Source organism: Rhodococcus sp. KB6, from assembly GCF_001445685.1.
Taxonomy (GTDB): Bacteria; Actinomycetota; Actinomycetes; order Mycobacteriales; family Mycobacteriaceae; genus Rhodococcus_F; species Rhodococcus_F qingshengii.
The window spans coordinates 196,617-211,042 of the sequence record NZ_LNAK01000102.1 but is presented as its reverse complement, the minus strand read 5'-3'; the positions used below and the strand labels follow the sequence as shown (position 1 = coordinate 211,042).

The window sequence follows — 14,426 nt, the reverse complement described above, 5'->3', positions numbered from 1 at the left end:
TCGGTCCGGATCGCTGCTCGATCCGGACCGAACCCGCTCAGACGTTCTGTTCTTTGCGCCTGGCGAGAATTGCCGCGAGCGCCCCGCCGACCGCTCCGAGCACCAGCGCCGTCGGTACGCCGATCTTGGCGGCCTTTCGTCCGGTGCGGAAATCGCGAACTTCCCACCCGCGGTTCTTCGCGAGTTCACGAAGATCTGCGTCGGGATTGATCGCCACCGGTGTCCCCACCAACGAGAGCATCGGAACGTCGTTGTGGCTGTCGGAGTAGGCGGAACAGCGCTTGAGATTGAGTCCTTCACGCACCGCCAACGTCCGTACGGCGTGCGCCTTGCCCATGCCGTGCAGGATGTCGCCGACGAGTCGGCCGGTGAAGACGCCGTCCTCACTCTCGGCGACAGTGCCCAAGGCGCCGGTCAATCCCAGTTTCTCGGCGATGACCTGAGCCAGTTCGACCGGAGTTGCCGTCACCAACCACACCTGTTGTCCGGCGTCGAGGTGCATCTGGGCCAACGCCCTCGTGCCTGGCCAGATCTTGTCGGCGATGACCTCGTCGTAGATCTCCTCGCCGAGGCGGGCGAGTTCGGCGGTGGATCGACCGGCCACGAAGGACAGTGCTTTCTCGCGGCCTTCGGCGACGTCGTCGCTACTTTCTCGGCCGGTGACTCGGAACTTGATCTGCTTCCACGCGAAATCCACCAGATCCGAGGTCTTGAGATACTTTCGTGCAGCGAGACCACGGGCGAAGTGGATGATCGACGCACCCTGCACCATGGTGTTGTCGACGTCGAAGAATGCGGCGGCCGTGAGGTCGCGCGGAACGGCCGGGGGCTCTTCGCCGGTTTCCGGTTCTGTGGGGTTGGCAGCTTCGTGCAATGCCAGAGCTGCGTCAGCGCTCGCCTCGCCGGCGAGATTGGCTCGAACTTCCGACTCACTCGGGCCCAGCGGATTCTTCACATGGCGACGTCCGGGGAGAATGACCCCGGCAAGCCCTGATCCGAATCCGGAGCCGTTCGGTAGTGATCGCGCAGGCACCCGCACCTCCCGTGTTGCATTCTCGAGCAGAGAACTCTTCGAGTCAGCCTATCCTCCGCGATGAGGCCCGATGGGTTGGATGGTGACCTTCCCTGTGGTGTGTGACGTTCCTCTCCGCCGATTTGGCACCGAGTGGGGCTCCGGAGGCACACTCGACCGATCAAGTAGATGGCGTCCCCGTAGAAGAAAGGTATGCGTCGATGACTGCAGCTACGCATGAAGTGACCCTGTTGACACGCGCAGGATGCGCGTCCTGCGTCGGCGCGGCGGAGGTCCTGCGACGGGTCTGTTCCGAGTTCGAGCTGGAATTGACGTGCATCGACGTGGACGAAGCTGCCGCGACGGATCCAGAGCTGAGAGCGGAGTACGGAGACAGATTGCCCGTCATTCTTCTCGACGGACGCGAGCACGGTTACTGGGAAGTCGACGAGGAGCGCCTTCGTGACGATTTACGCAAGTAAGGCAACCCTCAAAGTTGTCCGCGGAGCCGCTTTGCAGGTGAACGGCACATCGAACCCGTCTCGAGCAACTTTGTGCATGGGTTCACAAGCGGTTACCGTGGTGTGAACATTCCCCCGGAGCATCGTGGAGGTCGACAGTCGTGTCGACCGGACGAGGAGCCAGCGACGTGACCGAACCGCACCAGACGCATGAGCCTGTGGCTCAGCGCGTCACCGGCGCTGCGGGCTCTTCCGTCACCGACGCTTCCAGCGCCTCGGTTACCGACCCGATCGCTCAGGATCGCGTCATCCCCCAGGCTACGGTGACGCGCTTGGCCGCATACCTGCGGGTCCTCGGAGTGATGTCCGACCGGGGTACCTCCATCGTCTCGAGCGAGGAACTCGCGCAGGCGTCAGGTGTCGGATCAGCGAAGTTGCGTAAGGATCTGTCGTTCCTCGGACCCAACGGCGTCCGCGGCGTCGGGTACGACGTCAACAGGCTCCGCATCCGCATCGAGCGTGCACTCGGACTCGATCGTGGGCACAAGGTCGTTCTCGTCGGAGTCGGAAACCTCGGCAAGGCACTGGTCGGCTACGGCGGATTCAGCCGCCGCGGTTTCGAGATGGTCGGACTCTTCGACAGTGACGCAGATCGAATCGGAAGCAGAGTCGGGGATCTCGTCGTGCGCAGCACCGAGGAACTGACCGTCGCCTGCCGTGAACTGAATGCGACCATCGGCGTCATCTCCACACCGGACGAGGCAGCTCAGGGCGTGTGCGACCAGTTCGTCAGCGCCGGGCTGCGCTGCATCATGAGTTTTTCGCCGATCGCCCTCGACGTTCCCGATCACGTGGAACTGCGACGTGTAGATCTAGCCGTCGAGATGCAGGTTCTCTCCTTCAACAGTGCGCGCAATGCCGATCAGGCATCCAGCGCGCCGCGAGTACGAGTGGCTCACGCCGCATCCGCTTCGTCAGTCCCATCCACCAGTTCACCCGCTCCGGTCGGAGCAGGTTCGACAAGAAACGGATCAGTGATCGCGCCGTGAGTGTTCTGCTTGTCGGGGTCTCGCATCGAACCGCGCCCGTCCCGGTGCTCGAGCGAGTAGCTGTCACCGACACCGATCGTCCGAAGCTGATCGACAAGCTTCTGGCGTCTTCGCACATCTCCGAAGCGATGATCGTCTCCACCTGTAACCGGGTGGAGGTCTACGCGGTGGTGGACGCGTTCCACGGTGCACTCACCGAGGTCGGTGAAATCCTGGCCGACCATTCGGGTCTCGACCTGACAGCGCTGCACGCTCACGCGTACGTCCGCTACAGCGAAGCAGCCGTCGAGCACCTCTTCGCGGTGGCCAGCGGCCTCGATTCCATGGTGATCGGCGAACAGCAGATCCTCGGCCAGATCCGTTCGGCCTACGCATCTTCGGATGCGCAGCAGGCCGCCGGACGCGTCGTCCACGAACTGGCTCAGCAGGCACTGCGCGTCGGCAAGCGAGTGCATTCCGAAACCGGAATCGACTCCGCCGGAGCATCAGTCGTGTCCGTGGCTCTCGATCGTGCAGCGGGCATCATCGGTGAGGGCGGCCTGGTCGGCCGCACTGCCGTGGTTGTCGGTGCAGGCTCGATGGGCGGTCTGTCGGTTGCGCATCTCACCCGCGCCGGAATCGCACGCATCGTCGTCGTCAACCGGACACAGGAACGCGCCGAGCACCTGGCAGAGACGGCACGCTCCAACGGCGTCGACGCCGACGGTGTTGCCTTCGATCAGCTTTCGGCCGCGATGGCGCAGGCAGATGTCATGGTCACCTGTACCGGCGCGGTCGGGGCAGTGGTCACCCTGGCGGATGTGCACCGCGCACTCGCCGAGCCCGATCGCGACAACACCAAGCACCTCGTCATCTGCGACCTCGGGCTGCCGCGCGACATCGATCCCGCCGTCGCCGGCCTGCCGGGTGTGACCGTTCTCGACATGGAGACGCTGCAGCGTGATCCAGCGGCAGGCGCCGCCGCCTCTGACGCAGATGCCGCACGCACCATCGTCGCCGGCGAGCTTGCGACCTACCTTGCCGGACAGCGCCTCGCGGAGGTCACTCCGACCGTGACGGCTTTGCGTCAGCGCGCCGCCGACGTCGTCGAAGCCGAACTGATGCGACTCGATTCGCGTCTGCCCGGCCTGGACGATCCGCAGCGCGACGAGGTTGCACGCACCGTGCGACGCGTCGTGGACAAGCTGCTCCACGCCCCGACCGTGCGCGTCAAGCAACTGGCGTCGGCCCCCGGCGGCGACTCCTACGCAGCAGCGCTGCGCGAACTCTTCGAACTCAGCCCCGGATCTCCCGCGGCCGTGGCCACACCCACCGATCTGGTGGACGGCGACCGCACTGGAAGGGACCTGCAGGCATGAGCGTCACCACCCCTCGATCGGGGAGCCCGCTGCGGATCGGCACTCGCGGAAGTCTTCTCGCGACCACGCAAGCCGGTACCGTGCGCGATGCCCTCATTGCGGCCGGACATCCCGCCGAGTTGGTCATCATCAAGACCAAGGGCGACCAGTCCACCGATCCCGTCCAGAAGATCGGCGTCGGAGTGTTCACGGCAGAGCTTCGAGAAGCCTTGCTGGACAACCGCGTCGACGTTGCTGTGCATTCCTACAAGGACTTACCGACCGCGCAGGACCCGCGTTTCGTCATCGCGGCGATTCCGCCACGCGAAGATCCGCGTGACGCGCTGGTCGCCCGTGACGGTCTGGTCCTCGGGGAGCTTCCGGCCGGTTCCAAGGTGGGAACCTCGGCGCCGCGCCGTGTTTCGCAGCTGAAGGCACTCGGTCTCGGCCTCGACATCGTGCCGTTGCGGGGCAACCTGCAGCGCCGTCTCGGCAAGGTCGAATCCGGTGAACTCGACGCCGTGATCCTCGCTCGCGCCGGCCTGTCTCGTATCGGTCTGCTCGATCTCATCACCGAGAACATCGAGCCCGTGCAGATGCTCCCCGCTCCGGCGCAGGGTGCTCTGGCCGTCGAATGCCTTTCTGCCAATGTGGAATTGGCGGCGATCCTAGCCGAGCACGACGACGCGGGTACCCGGGCGGCAGTTACTGCCGAGCGCGCCCTGCTCGCCGAGTTGGAAGCCGGCTGCACCGCTCCGGTGGGAGCGATCGCGGAGATCGTCGAATCCCTCGACGACGACGGCAGAATCTTCGACGAACTGTCGGTACGCGGCTGCGCAGCCGCCATCGACGGTTCGGACGTCATCCGTACCGGCGCAGTGGGTGCGCCGGACAAGGCCGAGGAACTCGGCCGAGCGGTAGCGCGCGAGTTACTCGAACTCGGCGCCCGAGAGTTGATGAACGTGACTACAGGCGAGGCAGCCGATGTTTGACGCCCCACTTTGCACTTGCACCAAGTTCCCATTTCGATACAGCGCACTGGAGAATCACCGATGACCCGAGTCCGAAAGAACACTCCCGGACGGATCCTGTTCGTGGGATCGGGACCGGGCGACCCCGCCCTGCTCACCGTTCGCGCACGTGACGTCCTCACCGGCGCCGCAATGGCATTCACCGATCCGGATGTCGACAAGGGCGTCGTCGCACTCGTCGGCATCGACATGGGCCGCGACGAGGAGACCGGCGAGCTGATCGCGGACGTGCGTCCGGCACTCGGCGAGCCTGCCGAGGTTGCAAAGACATTGGTGCACGAGGCCAAGAACGGCCACGACGTCGTGCGTCTGGTCTCCGGCGACCCGCTGACCACGGATTCCGTGATCGCAGAGGTCACCGCAGTCGCCCGTACGCAGGTTCAGTTCGAGGTTCTCCCGGGTCTGCCTTCCGGTTCGGCTGTGCCGAGCTACGCCGGCATGGCGCTCGGCTCGGGTCACACCGAGGCCGACGTTCGCGGTGAAGTCGACTGGGCTGCTCTGGCCGCTGCACCGGGACCGCTTGTCCTGCACGCGACGTCCGGACATCTCGCCGAGACCGCCAGCGCGCTGGTCGAGAACGGCTTGGCCCCGCAGACGCCTGCTGCGATCACCGTCCGCGGTACCACTCGTCAGCAGCGAACCGTCGAGGCAACTCTCGCGACGCTCAACGAAGCCGGATCCGAACTGGTGGGCTCGCTCATCGTCACCGTCGGCAAGGTTGTCGCGCAGCGCAACAAGATGTCGTGGTGGGAATCGCGCGCTCTGTACGGCTGGACCGTCCTCGTGCCGCGCACCAAGGATCAGGCCGGCGAGATGAGCGACCGTCTGGTCACTCACGGAGCGATCCCGATCGAGGTTCCGACCATCGCCGTCGAGCCGCCTCGCAGCCCGGCTCAGATGGAGCGTTCGGTCAAGGGACTCGTCGACGGTCGCTACCAGTGGGTCGTCTTCACTTCCACCAATGCTGTTCGCGCAGTGTGGGAGAAGTTCGAAGAGTTCGGCCTCGACGCTCGCGCCTTCTCCGGTGTGAAGATCGCCTGCATCGGTGAAGCAACCGCAGCCAAGGTGCGCTCGTTCGGCATCAACCCCGAGCTGATCCCGACCGGTGAGCAGTCCAGCGAAGGCCTGTTGGCCGAATTCGCCCCGTACGACGACGTTTTCGATCCGGTCAACCGGGTTCTGTTGCCGCGGGCGGACATTGCGACCGAAACCCTCGCAGAGGGCCTGCGCGAACGCGGTTGGGAGATCGACGACGTCACCGCCTACCGCACCGTCCGGGCAGCGCCGCCGCCGGCCGAGACCCGCGAGATGATCAAGACCGGTGGATTCGACGCCGTCTGCTTCACCTCGTCCTCGACCGTGCGCAACCTCGTCGGCATCGCCGGCAAGCCGCACGCCCGCACGTTGGTCGCGTGCATCGGCCCGAAGACGGCCGAAACCGCTATCGAGTTCGGTCTGCGCGTCGACGTGCAGCCCGAGACCTCGCAGGTGGGACCGCTGGTGGAGGCTCTCGCCGAGCATGCTGCTCGTCTGCGCGCCGAAGGTGCTTTGCCGCCCCCGCGCAAGAAGTCTCGAAGGCGCTAGCGCACCCGTGAGGGGTTGAGGAGTCTGTGGACTCCTCAACCGCTCACAGGTTCCGACGAAGGAGGGCTACTTCTCGTGTTTCCTACTCATCGCCCTCGCCGGCTCCGGCGCACTCCTGCGCTCCGGCGACTCGTGGCAGAGACCTCGCTCGAACCCCGGCACCTCGTTTTGCCGATGTTCGTCGCCGACGGCATCGACGCACCGCGTGAGATCAGTTCCATGCCAGGCGTTTTCCAGCACACCCTCGATTCGCTGCGGTCCGCAGCGGTGGAAGCGGTGGAAGCCGGCGTCGGTGGCCTGATGCTGTTCGGTGTCCCGAAGGCGGAGGACAAGGATCCCCAGGGGTCCGGTGCCTCCGATCCCGACGGCATCCTCAACGTCGGATTGCGCGCTCTGGCAGACGAACTCGGCGATTCGACGGTCATCATGGCCGATACCTGCCTCGACGAGTTCACCGATCACGGCCACTGCGGCGTGTTGACTGCCGGCGGCGCTGTCGACAACGACGCGACCTTGATCCGATACGTAGAAATGGCTCTCGCGCAAGCTGAATCGGGTGCGCACCTGCTCGGCCCCAGCGGCATGATGGACGGTCAGGTGGCTGCGATCCGTGGTGCACTCGATGCTTCGGGGTATGTCGATGTCGGCCAGCTCGCCTATGCCGCGAAATATGCGTCAGCGTTCTACGGGCCGTTCCGTGAAGCCGTCGGATCCTCACTGCAAGGCGACCGTCGTACGTATCAGCAGGACGGCGCCAATCGCCGCGAGTCGATGCGCGAGGTAGACCTCGACGTCGCCGAGGGCGCCGACATGGTGATGGTCAAGCCTGCAATGTCCTACCTGGACATTCTGCGTGAGACCGCCGACCGGTCCCCGGTTCCGGTCGCTGCGTACCAGATCTCGGGGGAGTACTCGATGATCACTGCGGCCGCGCAGAACGGGTGGATCGATCGGGACGCGGCGATTCTCGAATCGCTCATCAGCATTCGCCGCGCCGGTGCCGACGTGGTCCTCACGTACTGGGCGTCGGAAGTTGCCGGATGGCTGTGACGGAGTCACGCATGGTGGCTGCGCCGGTATCGACCGATACGCTGGTGTCATGACCGAGCAGTGGCCGCCGTCGCGCCAGGAACCGCCCCGCCGGGAACCTCCCTACGAGAACCAGCCGTTCGAGAATCAGCCGTACCGCGAACTCGGACCGATGCCGACGGGTCAGATCCCGGGATACGGCCCCGGTTACAACGGATACCCGGGACCTGCGCCGAAACCCGAGCCGCCGACGGACGTCGTGACTGCGATTCAGTTGTGGTGGGCTGTGACGGCGCTGGGGTTGGTCCAGGGCGGCGCGATGATCTGGATGCTGCTCGGGCAGAAGTCGATGTTCGTCGACGAGATGCTCAGAAATCAGGCAGCTGTCGACGCCGGTCTGACGCGTTCCGACGTGGAGGGCATGTTCCCACTGGTCATCGTATTCTCTGCGGTTTTGGTCGTGATCGTCACCGCCGTGTTCCTTCTGTTCGTGCGCGCGATGAGTCGCGGCAAGAACTGGGCTCGAATGTTGCTGACGTTCTGTGGCGTCTTCATGCTGGTCTCCGCGATCCCGGTGATCTTCGGGCTCGGCGGAGACGGCGGCGCGGCCACTCTGCTGTTCGGCGGAGCGGAAATCCTGCAGGCAGTTGCTGCTGTCGGGGCGATCGTGATGATGCACCGAAAAGAGTCCAATCCGTACTTTCTTCGTTTCCCCCCGGCGGGGAACCGGTAGGTAGCTCGGGGTACTGTGAAACGGGTCACTGAAGTAGTAGGGGAGAGGTCGGACGCGATGAGTTCTCAGGAAGCCCTGCGTACGGAAAGCACCCACGACGCGCCACTGCGCCAACGTGGTTCACGCACCGAAGTGATCTTGTTCGCGATCCTCGGAGCCTCTGTTCTGGTGACACTCCTGATGCTCATGATTCCGGGCATCGTCAGCGGATAGCGCACACTTGAACCCGTGAGTATCTCTACGAAGGTCAGGCGCCCGACGGCTGTCGAGGCAGCATTCTGGCTGTGGATCGCCAGCGCGTTCCTGCTCATACTCTTCGGCCTGATCAATGTCACCAGCGCTTCGTATTCGTTGCGTGAGCAGTTCACCGATCAAGGCGTTTCGGCCGGAAACATCGACATCTACGTCACCTTCGTGCGGGTGTCAGGGCTGGTTCTGCTGTTGACCGGCCTCGCGATCGGCGGCCTCGCCGGTCCCACTCGCGCCGGAAGGGCGCTGTGCCGACGGATCCTGGTGATCGTGTCCGGAGTGTTCGCGGTGCTGCAGATCGCGCTGGTCGTGGCCGGGATAAGTACCGTGCTCGCGCTGGTTGTTCCCGTCATGCTGATCTGTGCCTGCGTCGCGATCTACCGCGACACCACCCGAAGTTGGTTTGCCCGTGGCTGATCGCGCGCCGGAAATCGGCCCGGACGTTCTGTACTACGAACCGGGTTCTCGGTGGTGGGCCGTCGCGTTCGGTCCGATCTTCTGCCTGATCGCCTTGGTCATCGAGCTGTTCACCGGCCCGGTGGTGCATTGGTTCGGTCTGGCGATGTTCGCCGTGATCCTCACCGGATTGGTCTACGTGCAGGTGATCGCAGCACGGCGGCACGCGAGCGTACTTCTGACGGCGACCACGTTGCGTCAGGGAACCGAAGAGGTGCCGATCACCGAGATCGCCGAGGTGTTCCCGGAGTCCGACGACGCTGCCTACGAGGACGAAATGGAACCGTGGGAAACGGCACGCGCGCTCGGTGAGCTGTCCGGAGTGCCCAGGCGTCGGCACGGTATCGGCTTACGTTTGACCACCGGGGGATTGGTGCGGGCGTGGGCAAAGGACGATCAGGCACTTCGCGAGGCGTTGAGTCAGGTCGTTGTGGTTGGTGTCGAACCGGACGGGTCTGCCGATGACTGAGCCACCGCCATCCCCGCGTGTCGACGTGAAGACGTGGATCGGTGTACTCGGTATCGTCGCCGCAACGATTCTGGCGGTCGTGTGCTGGCGAGCGGGTACGACGACGTCCGACTTCGGACCGATACTGGAGGGCGCTCCACCGTTCGAGAGCACGCACTACGACGGTCTCTGGATCTCGGGCGCCGGGTTGTCGATTCTGGTTGCGGGGCTGATGGCCATCGATGTCGTGCGCCGCGTCCGGGTGGGCTTCGTCGCATCGCAGTAGCCCTCATACGGGTAGGGGGTATAGTTGCGGTATGAGTAGTTACAGCCCCGAGCAGGACGATCTGCTCAAGCGCCTTCGTCGTATCGAAGGTCAGGTAGCCGGAATTTCACGCATGGTCGCAGACGACCGGTACTGCATCGACGTGCTCACCCAGGTATCCGCCGCGACGAGCGCGTTGCAGTCCGTGTCCCTGAAGCTTCTCGACGCCCACCTTGCGGGTTGCGTCGTCGAAGCTGCCAAGCAGGGTGGTCCGGAAGCGGACGTCAAGATCAAGGAAGCTCAGGCGGCCATCGCTCGCCTCGTTCGTTCGTAAGGTGTCGGTCCGTCACTCCGTGATGGACCGCGCGAGCGCCCGGGCGGAGAAGCTCACGAAGTACTCGGGTGTGACTTCTTTGGCGATGTTGATGACGATGGTGTCCGACAGGCCTTTGAGTCCGGAGAGCACGAGATGGATCAACGCGGGGTCGTCGATCAACCGGCTCCCTTCGGCTGCAGCAGATTCGGTGAGCGCTCGAATCAATGCCGAGTTGTAGACCGCTACGGATGCGTGAAGTTCCCGCATGCTTTCTCGGTCGGACCCGGCCATGCCTTCGATGTCGCGCCAAGTGGTGGTGAGTCGACCCACCCGTGCCCAGTGCCGAGCAAACTCGGAAATCATGGACTCGAGTAAGGCGCTCAGTCCCTGCTCGCGGGGGAGCGAGTTCACGAAGTCCGCCATTTCCAGCTGACTTTCGCTGAGGAGGGCGGCGAAGATGTCCTGCTTGTCGACGAAGTACTGGTAGATCAGGCCAGTGCTGGTGCCGGCTCGTTTGGCGACAGCGCGGATCGTGAGCGCGGAGTAGCCTCCTTCGTCCAGAAGCGAGATCGCCGCGTCGAGAGTTCGGCGTCGACGCACTTCGGCGTCGCCGTAGATCGACTTGCTGCTGGTACTGCTCATTTGATCACCGTAGTCGCGGTGGTCGGCATCCTCAATTCACATCGAACACTGTTCGTTGTCGAACGCCACCCAGAAACCAATGTGACTCAGATCATAGAATGAACATTGTTCGAAATAGAATGAACATCGTTCATTCTGGTGTTACGGTATGGCGCAGACCACATCGAGGCCAGTGCAAAGCGCTGGACACTCTGCGGTCTGCCTGACCTTTCTTCCCGTATCGATCGGGAGGTCTACACAGTTGTGGAGTACCTATGACACGCACTAACGATGAACGCGCGGCGATCGACATCGCCGCTGCGGCTGGAGAACTTCTGCTCGACCATCGGAAATCCCTCGGCGAAAACGACGGTGATGTCGCGACTTTCAAGAACGCGGCCGATCGGCTCAGTCATGAATTCATCGTCGCCGAACTTGCCCGACGCTTTCCTGCGGATGCAGTGCTGTCGGAGGAAGGGGCTGACGACCTCGCGAGGCTGGCTGCGGATCGGGTGTGGATCGTCGACCCTCTCGACGGCACCCGTGAGTACGGCGAGGCCGGACGATCGGACTGGGCCGTTCATGTTGCGCTGACCGAAAACGGTGTCCTCACAACCGGTGCGGTCGCAATGCCTGCCCTTGGCGTCACCTATTCGAGCAGCGATGATCGGACCGAACGGGATGCCGCGACGCCGGTTCGAGTCGTCGTATCGCGGACGCGTCGTCCGGAACCGGTCATGCGCATGGCCGACTCGATGGGCGCGGAGTTGATCGAAATGGGATCCGCCGGAGCCAAAGCAATGGCGGTCGTCTCGGGTGAGGCAGACATCTACGCACATGCGGGCGGACAGTACGAGTGGGATTCGGCGGCGCCCGTTGCTGTCGCACATGCTGCGGGACTGCATGTTTCGCGTATCGATGGCAGCGAACTGCGCTACAACCAGGAAAACCCGTGGTTGCCGGATCTGCTGATCTGCCGACCCGAACTCGCCCCGAAAGCACTGGAGGAACTGGGCCGATGACCGCGACACTGACGCACCTCGAACGACTCGAAGCCGAGAGCATTCACATCATGCGTGAAGCTGTTGCCCAGAGCGAGAACCCGGTGATGTTGTACTCGGTGGGCAAGGACTCCGCCGTGATGCTGCATCTGGCGCGCAAGGCCTTCTATCCGTCGAAGCTGCCGTTTCCGCTTCTGCACGTCGATACCACGTGGAAGTTCCGTGAAATGTACAAACTTCGTGACAGTACCGCCGCTGCAGGCGATCTCGATCTGATCGTCCACACCAACCCGGACTGCGTGAAGCAGGGGATCAACCCGTTCACTCACGGCAGCGCTGTCCATACCGACATGTGGAAGACCGAAGGCCTCAAACAAGCCCTCGATCACTACAAGTTCGACGCTGCATTCGGCGGCGCCCGCCGTGACGAAGAAAAATCCCGCGCCAAGGAACGCATCTTCTCGATCCGATCAGCTGCGCACCGTTGGGATCCCAAGCAGCAGCGACCGGAACTGTGGCGGATGTACAACGTCCGCAAAGCGCCGGGCGAGAGCCTGCGCGTCTTCCCTCTCTCGAACTGGACCGAGCTGGATGTGTGGGAATACATACGCCAGGAAGAGATTCCGATCGTTCCGCTGTATTTTGCCGACAAGCGGCCCGTCGTCGAGCGGGACGGTGCGCTGATCATGGTCGACGACGACCGGATGCCCTTGCTGCCGGGAGAGACTCCGGAACTCAAGAGCGTTCGTTTCCGCACCCTCGGCTGCTACCCGCTGACCGGAGCCGTCGAATCGACCGCCACGAGCCTGACCGAGATCATCTCGGAAATGTTGCTCACCACCACTTCCGAACGCCAGGGACGGGTCATCGACCACGACTCCAGTGCGTCGATGGAGAAGAAGAAGCAAGAGGGGTACTTCTGATGACTGTTTCCTCGGATCTGATCGCTGACGACATCGAGGCGTACCTCGAACGTCATGCGAACAAGAGCATGCTGCGATTCATCACGTGCGGCAGCGTCGACGACGGCAAGAGCACCTTGATCGGCCGTCTGCTCTACGAATCGAAACTCGTCTTCGACGACCAGTTGACGGCGCTCGAAGCCGATTCGCGCAAGAGCGGAACCCAGGGGGAGGGGCTCGATTTCGCGCTCCTGGTCGACGGTCTCGCCGCCGAACGTGAGCAGGGCATCACGATCGACGTCGCCTATCGCTACTTCACGACCGAGCGACGCAAGTTCGTCGTCGCCGATACTCCGGGGCACGAGCAGTACACCCGAAACATGGTGACGGGCGCGTCGACCGCCGATCTTGCTGTGATCCTTGTCGATTCCCGCAAGGGGATACTGACTCAGACCCGCCGGCACTCGTATCTGGTGTCGTTGCTGGGGATCAAGCACGTGGTGCTTGCCGTGAACAAGCTCGACCTCGTCGACTACTCGCAAGAGGTCTTCGATGCCATTACCGCGGATTACGCAGAGTTCGCTCACGAGATCGGTCTGGACGGGTTCGTCGCCATCCCGATGTCGGCATACATGGGTGACAATCTCACCGAGCGCAGTGCGAATACCCCGTGGTATTCCGGACCAAGCCTGATCGAGCATCTCGAAAGCGTGGACATCGACGATGCTGCCGCCGCGGCTCCGTTCCGGATGCCGGTGCAGTGGGTCAACCGGCCGGACCTCGACTTCCGCGGATTCTCCGGCCAGATCGTTTCAGGCACCGTATCTCCCGGAGATCCCATCCGCGTGCTCCCCAGTGGAAAGACGTCCACAGTCGAGCGCATCGTGACCATGGGTGGCGACCTCGACGTTGCCGGTGCGGGCCGCTCGGTCACCATCACGCTCGCCGACGAGATCGACATCAGTCGCGGTGATGTGCTGTCCATCGGCGACAATCCGCCGGCCGTAGCCGATCAGTTCGAGGCCTGCATCGTCTGGATGGGTGAGGCTCCCATGCTGCCCGAACGGCCGTTCCTGTGCCAGATCGGTACCGTCACAGTCACTGCGCGCATCACCAAACCGAAACACAAGATCAACGTCAACACTCTCGAGAAGACCGCAACGACTACTCTCGCGCTCAACGAAATCGGTGTGTGCAACCTCAGTTTCGATCGACCGGTCCCGTTCGACCCGTACGTCGGCAACCGTGACACCGGTAGCTTCATCCTCATCGACCGCCTCACCAACGGCACTGTCGGTGCGGGCATGATCACGCACTCGCTGCGTCGATCGGACAACATTCACTGGCAATCCGTCGACGTCGACGAGGCCGCGCACACCAGGCTCAAGGGACACCAACCCGCAGTTCTGTGGTTCACCGGTCTCTCCGGTTCGGGAAAGTCGACCATCGCGAACGATGTCGAGCGTCAACTGCACGCACTCGGCGCGCACACCTACCTCCTCGACGGAGACAACGTCCGTCACGGGCTGAATCGAGACCTCGGATTCACCGAAGCCGACCGCGTCGAGAACATCCGTCGCGTCACCGAGGTCACCCGACTGATGGCGGACGCCGGTCTGATCGTGCTCGCGTCCTTCATTTCACCGTTCGAGGCCGAGCGTCATGCCGCCCGCGAATTGATCGGCGACGAACAGTTCGTCGAAATCTTCGTCGACACCGCGCTTGCCGTCGCAGAGGAGCGAGATCCCAAGGGGCTGTACAAGAAGGCTCGACGGGGCGAGTTGGTGAACTTCACCGGCATCGATTCGCCGTACGAACCGCCGCAGAACCCTGACATTCACATCGACACCAGTGTCACGACGACCGAGGACGCTGCGATCGCGATCGTCGACCATCTCCGCGCCCGCGGAACCATTTCTTGATCCGCCTGAA

General features: G+C 63.4%; 16 protein-coding genes and 1 pseudogene. 15 read left to right on the top strand and 2 right to left on the bottom strand.

Going from position 1 to position 14,426, the window contains the following annotated elements; genetic code table 11:
* Positions 1-37: 37 nt before the first annotated feature.
* Entirely contained in the window at positions 38-1,033 is a 996-nt protein-coding gene (locus ASU23_RS14650) for an HAD family phosphatase (RefSeq protein WP_003941873.1), read from the bottom strand.
* 200 nt (positions 1,034-1,233) lie between these two features.
* Between ASU23_RS14650 and ASU23_RS14645 the strand changes: the two genes are divergently transcribed.
* The 12 genes and pseudogenes from ASU23_RS14645 to ASU23_RS14595 all read left to right on the top strand — a co-directional run bounded on the left by ASU23_RS14645 (position 1,234) and on the right by ASU23_RS14595 (position 9,988).
* Complete coding sequence (locus ASU23_RS14645) at positions 1,234-1,494, top strand: glutaredoxin family protein (protein WP_003941953.1); 261 nt, start codon at positions 1,234-1,236, stop codon at positions 1,492-1,494.
* 140 nt (positions 1,495-1,634) lie between these two features.
* Positions 1,635-2,522, top strand: a complete 888-nt coding sequence (locus ASU23_RS14640) for a redox-sensing transcriptional repressor Rex (protein ID WP_007735314.1) — start codon at positions 1,635-1,637, stop codon at positions 2,520-2,522.
* Positions 2,519-3,841, top strand: a pseudogene (locus ASU23_RS14635) (glutamyl-tRNA reductase); the annotation flags it as partial. The gene ASU23_RS14640 and the pseudogene ASU23_RS14635, both read left to right, overlap by 4 nt.
* Before the next feature lie 35 nt (positions 3,842-3,876).
* Positions 3,877-4,851 carry a hydroxymethylbilane synthase gene (gene hemC, locus ASU23_RS14630; RefSeq protein WP_007735311.1) on the top strand — a complete coding sequence of 325 codons (975 nt, stop codon included), beginning with the start codon at positions 3,877-3,879 and terminating at the stop codon, positions 4,849-4,851.
* 60 nt (positions 4,852-4,911) lie between these two features.
* Positions 4,912-6,474, top strand: a complete 1,563-nt coding sequence (locus ASU23_RS14625; RefSeq protein WP_003941969.1) for a bifunctional uroporphyrinogen-III C-methyltransferase/uroporphyrinogen-III synthase — start codon at positions 4,912-4,914, stop codon at positions 6,472-6,474.
* Between the two features lie 75 nt (positions 6,475-6,549).
* A complete protein-coding gene (hemB, locus tag ASU23_RS14620) occupies positions 6,550-7,524 on the top strand; it encodes a porphobilinogen synthase (protein ID WP_007735309.1) in 975 nt (324 codons plus the stop codon).
* 49 nt (positions 7,525-7,573) lie between these two features.
* Positions 7,574-8,236 (top strand): hypothetical protein, encoded by a 663-nt coding sequence (locus ASU23_RS14615; RefSeq protein ID WP_003942024.1) that lies wholly within the window; start codon positions 7,574-7,576, stop codon positions 8,234-8,236.
* Positions 8,237-8,293: 57 nt separating this feature from the next.
* Complete coding sequence (locus tag ASU23_RS34255) at positions 8,294-8,449, top strand: hypothetical protein (RefSeq protein ID WP_003941930.1); 156 nt, start codon at positions 8,294-8,296, stop codon at positions 8,447-8,449.
* Between the two features lie 15 nt (positions 8,450-8,464).
* Positions 8,465-8,902, top strand: coding sequence for a hypothetical protein (locus ASU23_RS14610; protein ID WP_003942066.1), 438 nt, complete (start codon positions 8,465-8,467; stop codon positions 8,900-8,902).
* Entirely contained in the window at positions 8,895-9,410 is a 516-nt protein-coding gene (locus ASU23_RS14605; RefSeq protein ID WP_058038150.1) for a hypothetical protein, read from the top strand. The genes ASU23_RS14610 and ASU23_RS14605 overlap by 8 nt, the downstream gene beginning before the upstream one ends.
* The gene (locus ASU23_RS14600) at positions 9,403-9,675 is read left to right on the top strand and encodes a hypothetical protein (RefSeq protein ID WP_051649637.1); all 273 of its coding nucleotides are present in this window, start codon (positions 9,403-9,405) and stop codon (positions 9,673-9,675) included. The genes ASU23_RS14605 and ASU23_RS14600 overlap by 8 nt, the downstream gene beginning before the upstream one ends.
* A 31-nt stretch (positions 9,676-9,706) precedes the next feature.
* Positions 9,707-9,988: a metal-sensitive transcriptional regulator gene (locus ASU23_RS14595; protein ID WP_003942012.1), complete on the top strand. Its 282-nt coding sequence runs from the start codon at positions 9,707-9,709 to the stop codon at positions 9,986-9,988.
* A 12-nt stretch (positions 9,989-10,000) separates the two neighbouring features.
* Here ASU23_RS14595 and ASU23_RS14590 read toward each other — a convergent pair whose 3' ends face one another.
* Entirely contained in the window at positions 10,001-10,612 is a 612-nt protein-coding gene (locus ASU23_RS14590) for a TetR/AcrR family transcriptional regulator (protein WP_003942004.1), read from the bottom strand.
* Between the two features lie 254 nt (positions 10,613-10,866).
* On the opposite strand from ASU23_RS14590, the gene ASU23_RS14585 reads away from it, so the two are divergent.
* The 3 genes from ASU23_RS14585 to cysN are packed head-to-tail and all read left to right on the top strand — an operon-like array spanning position 10,867 to position 14,416.
* Positions 10,867-11,613 carry a 3'(2'),5'-bisphosphate nucleotidase CysQ gene (locus ASU23_RS14585; RefSeq protein WP_042453014.1) on the top strand — a complete coding sequence of 249 codons (747 nt, stop codon included), beginning with the start codon at positions 10,867-10,869 and terminating at the stop codon, positions 11,611-11,613.
* Positions 11,610-12,515 (top strand): sulfate adenylyltransferase subunit CysD, encoded by a 906-nt coding sequence (gene cysD / locus ASU23_RS14580; RefSeq protein ID WP_019744365.1) that lies wholly within the window; start codon positions 11,610-11,612, stop codon positions 12,513-12,515. The genes ASU23_RS14585 and cysD overlap by 4 nt, the downstream gene beginning before the upstream one ends.
* Positions 12,515-14,416 (top strand): sulfate adenylyltransferase subunit CysN, encoded by a 1,902-nt coding sequence (gene cysN / locus ASU23_RS14575; protein ID WP_007735300.1) that lies wholly within the window; start codon positions 12,515-12,517, stop codon positions 14,414-14,416. Before cysD ends, cysN begins: the two co-directional genes overlap by 1 nt.
* Positions 14,417-14,426: the final 10 nt, after the last annotated feature.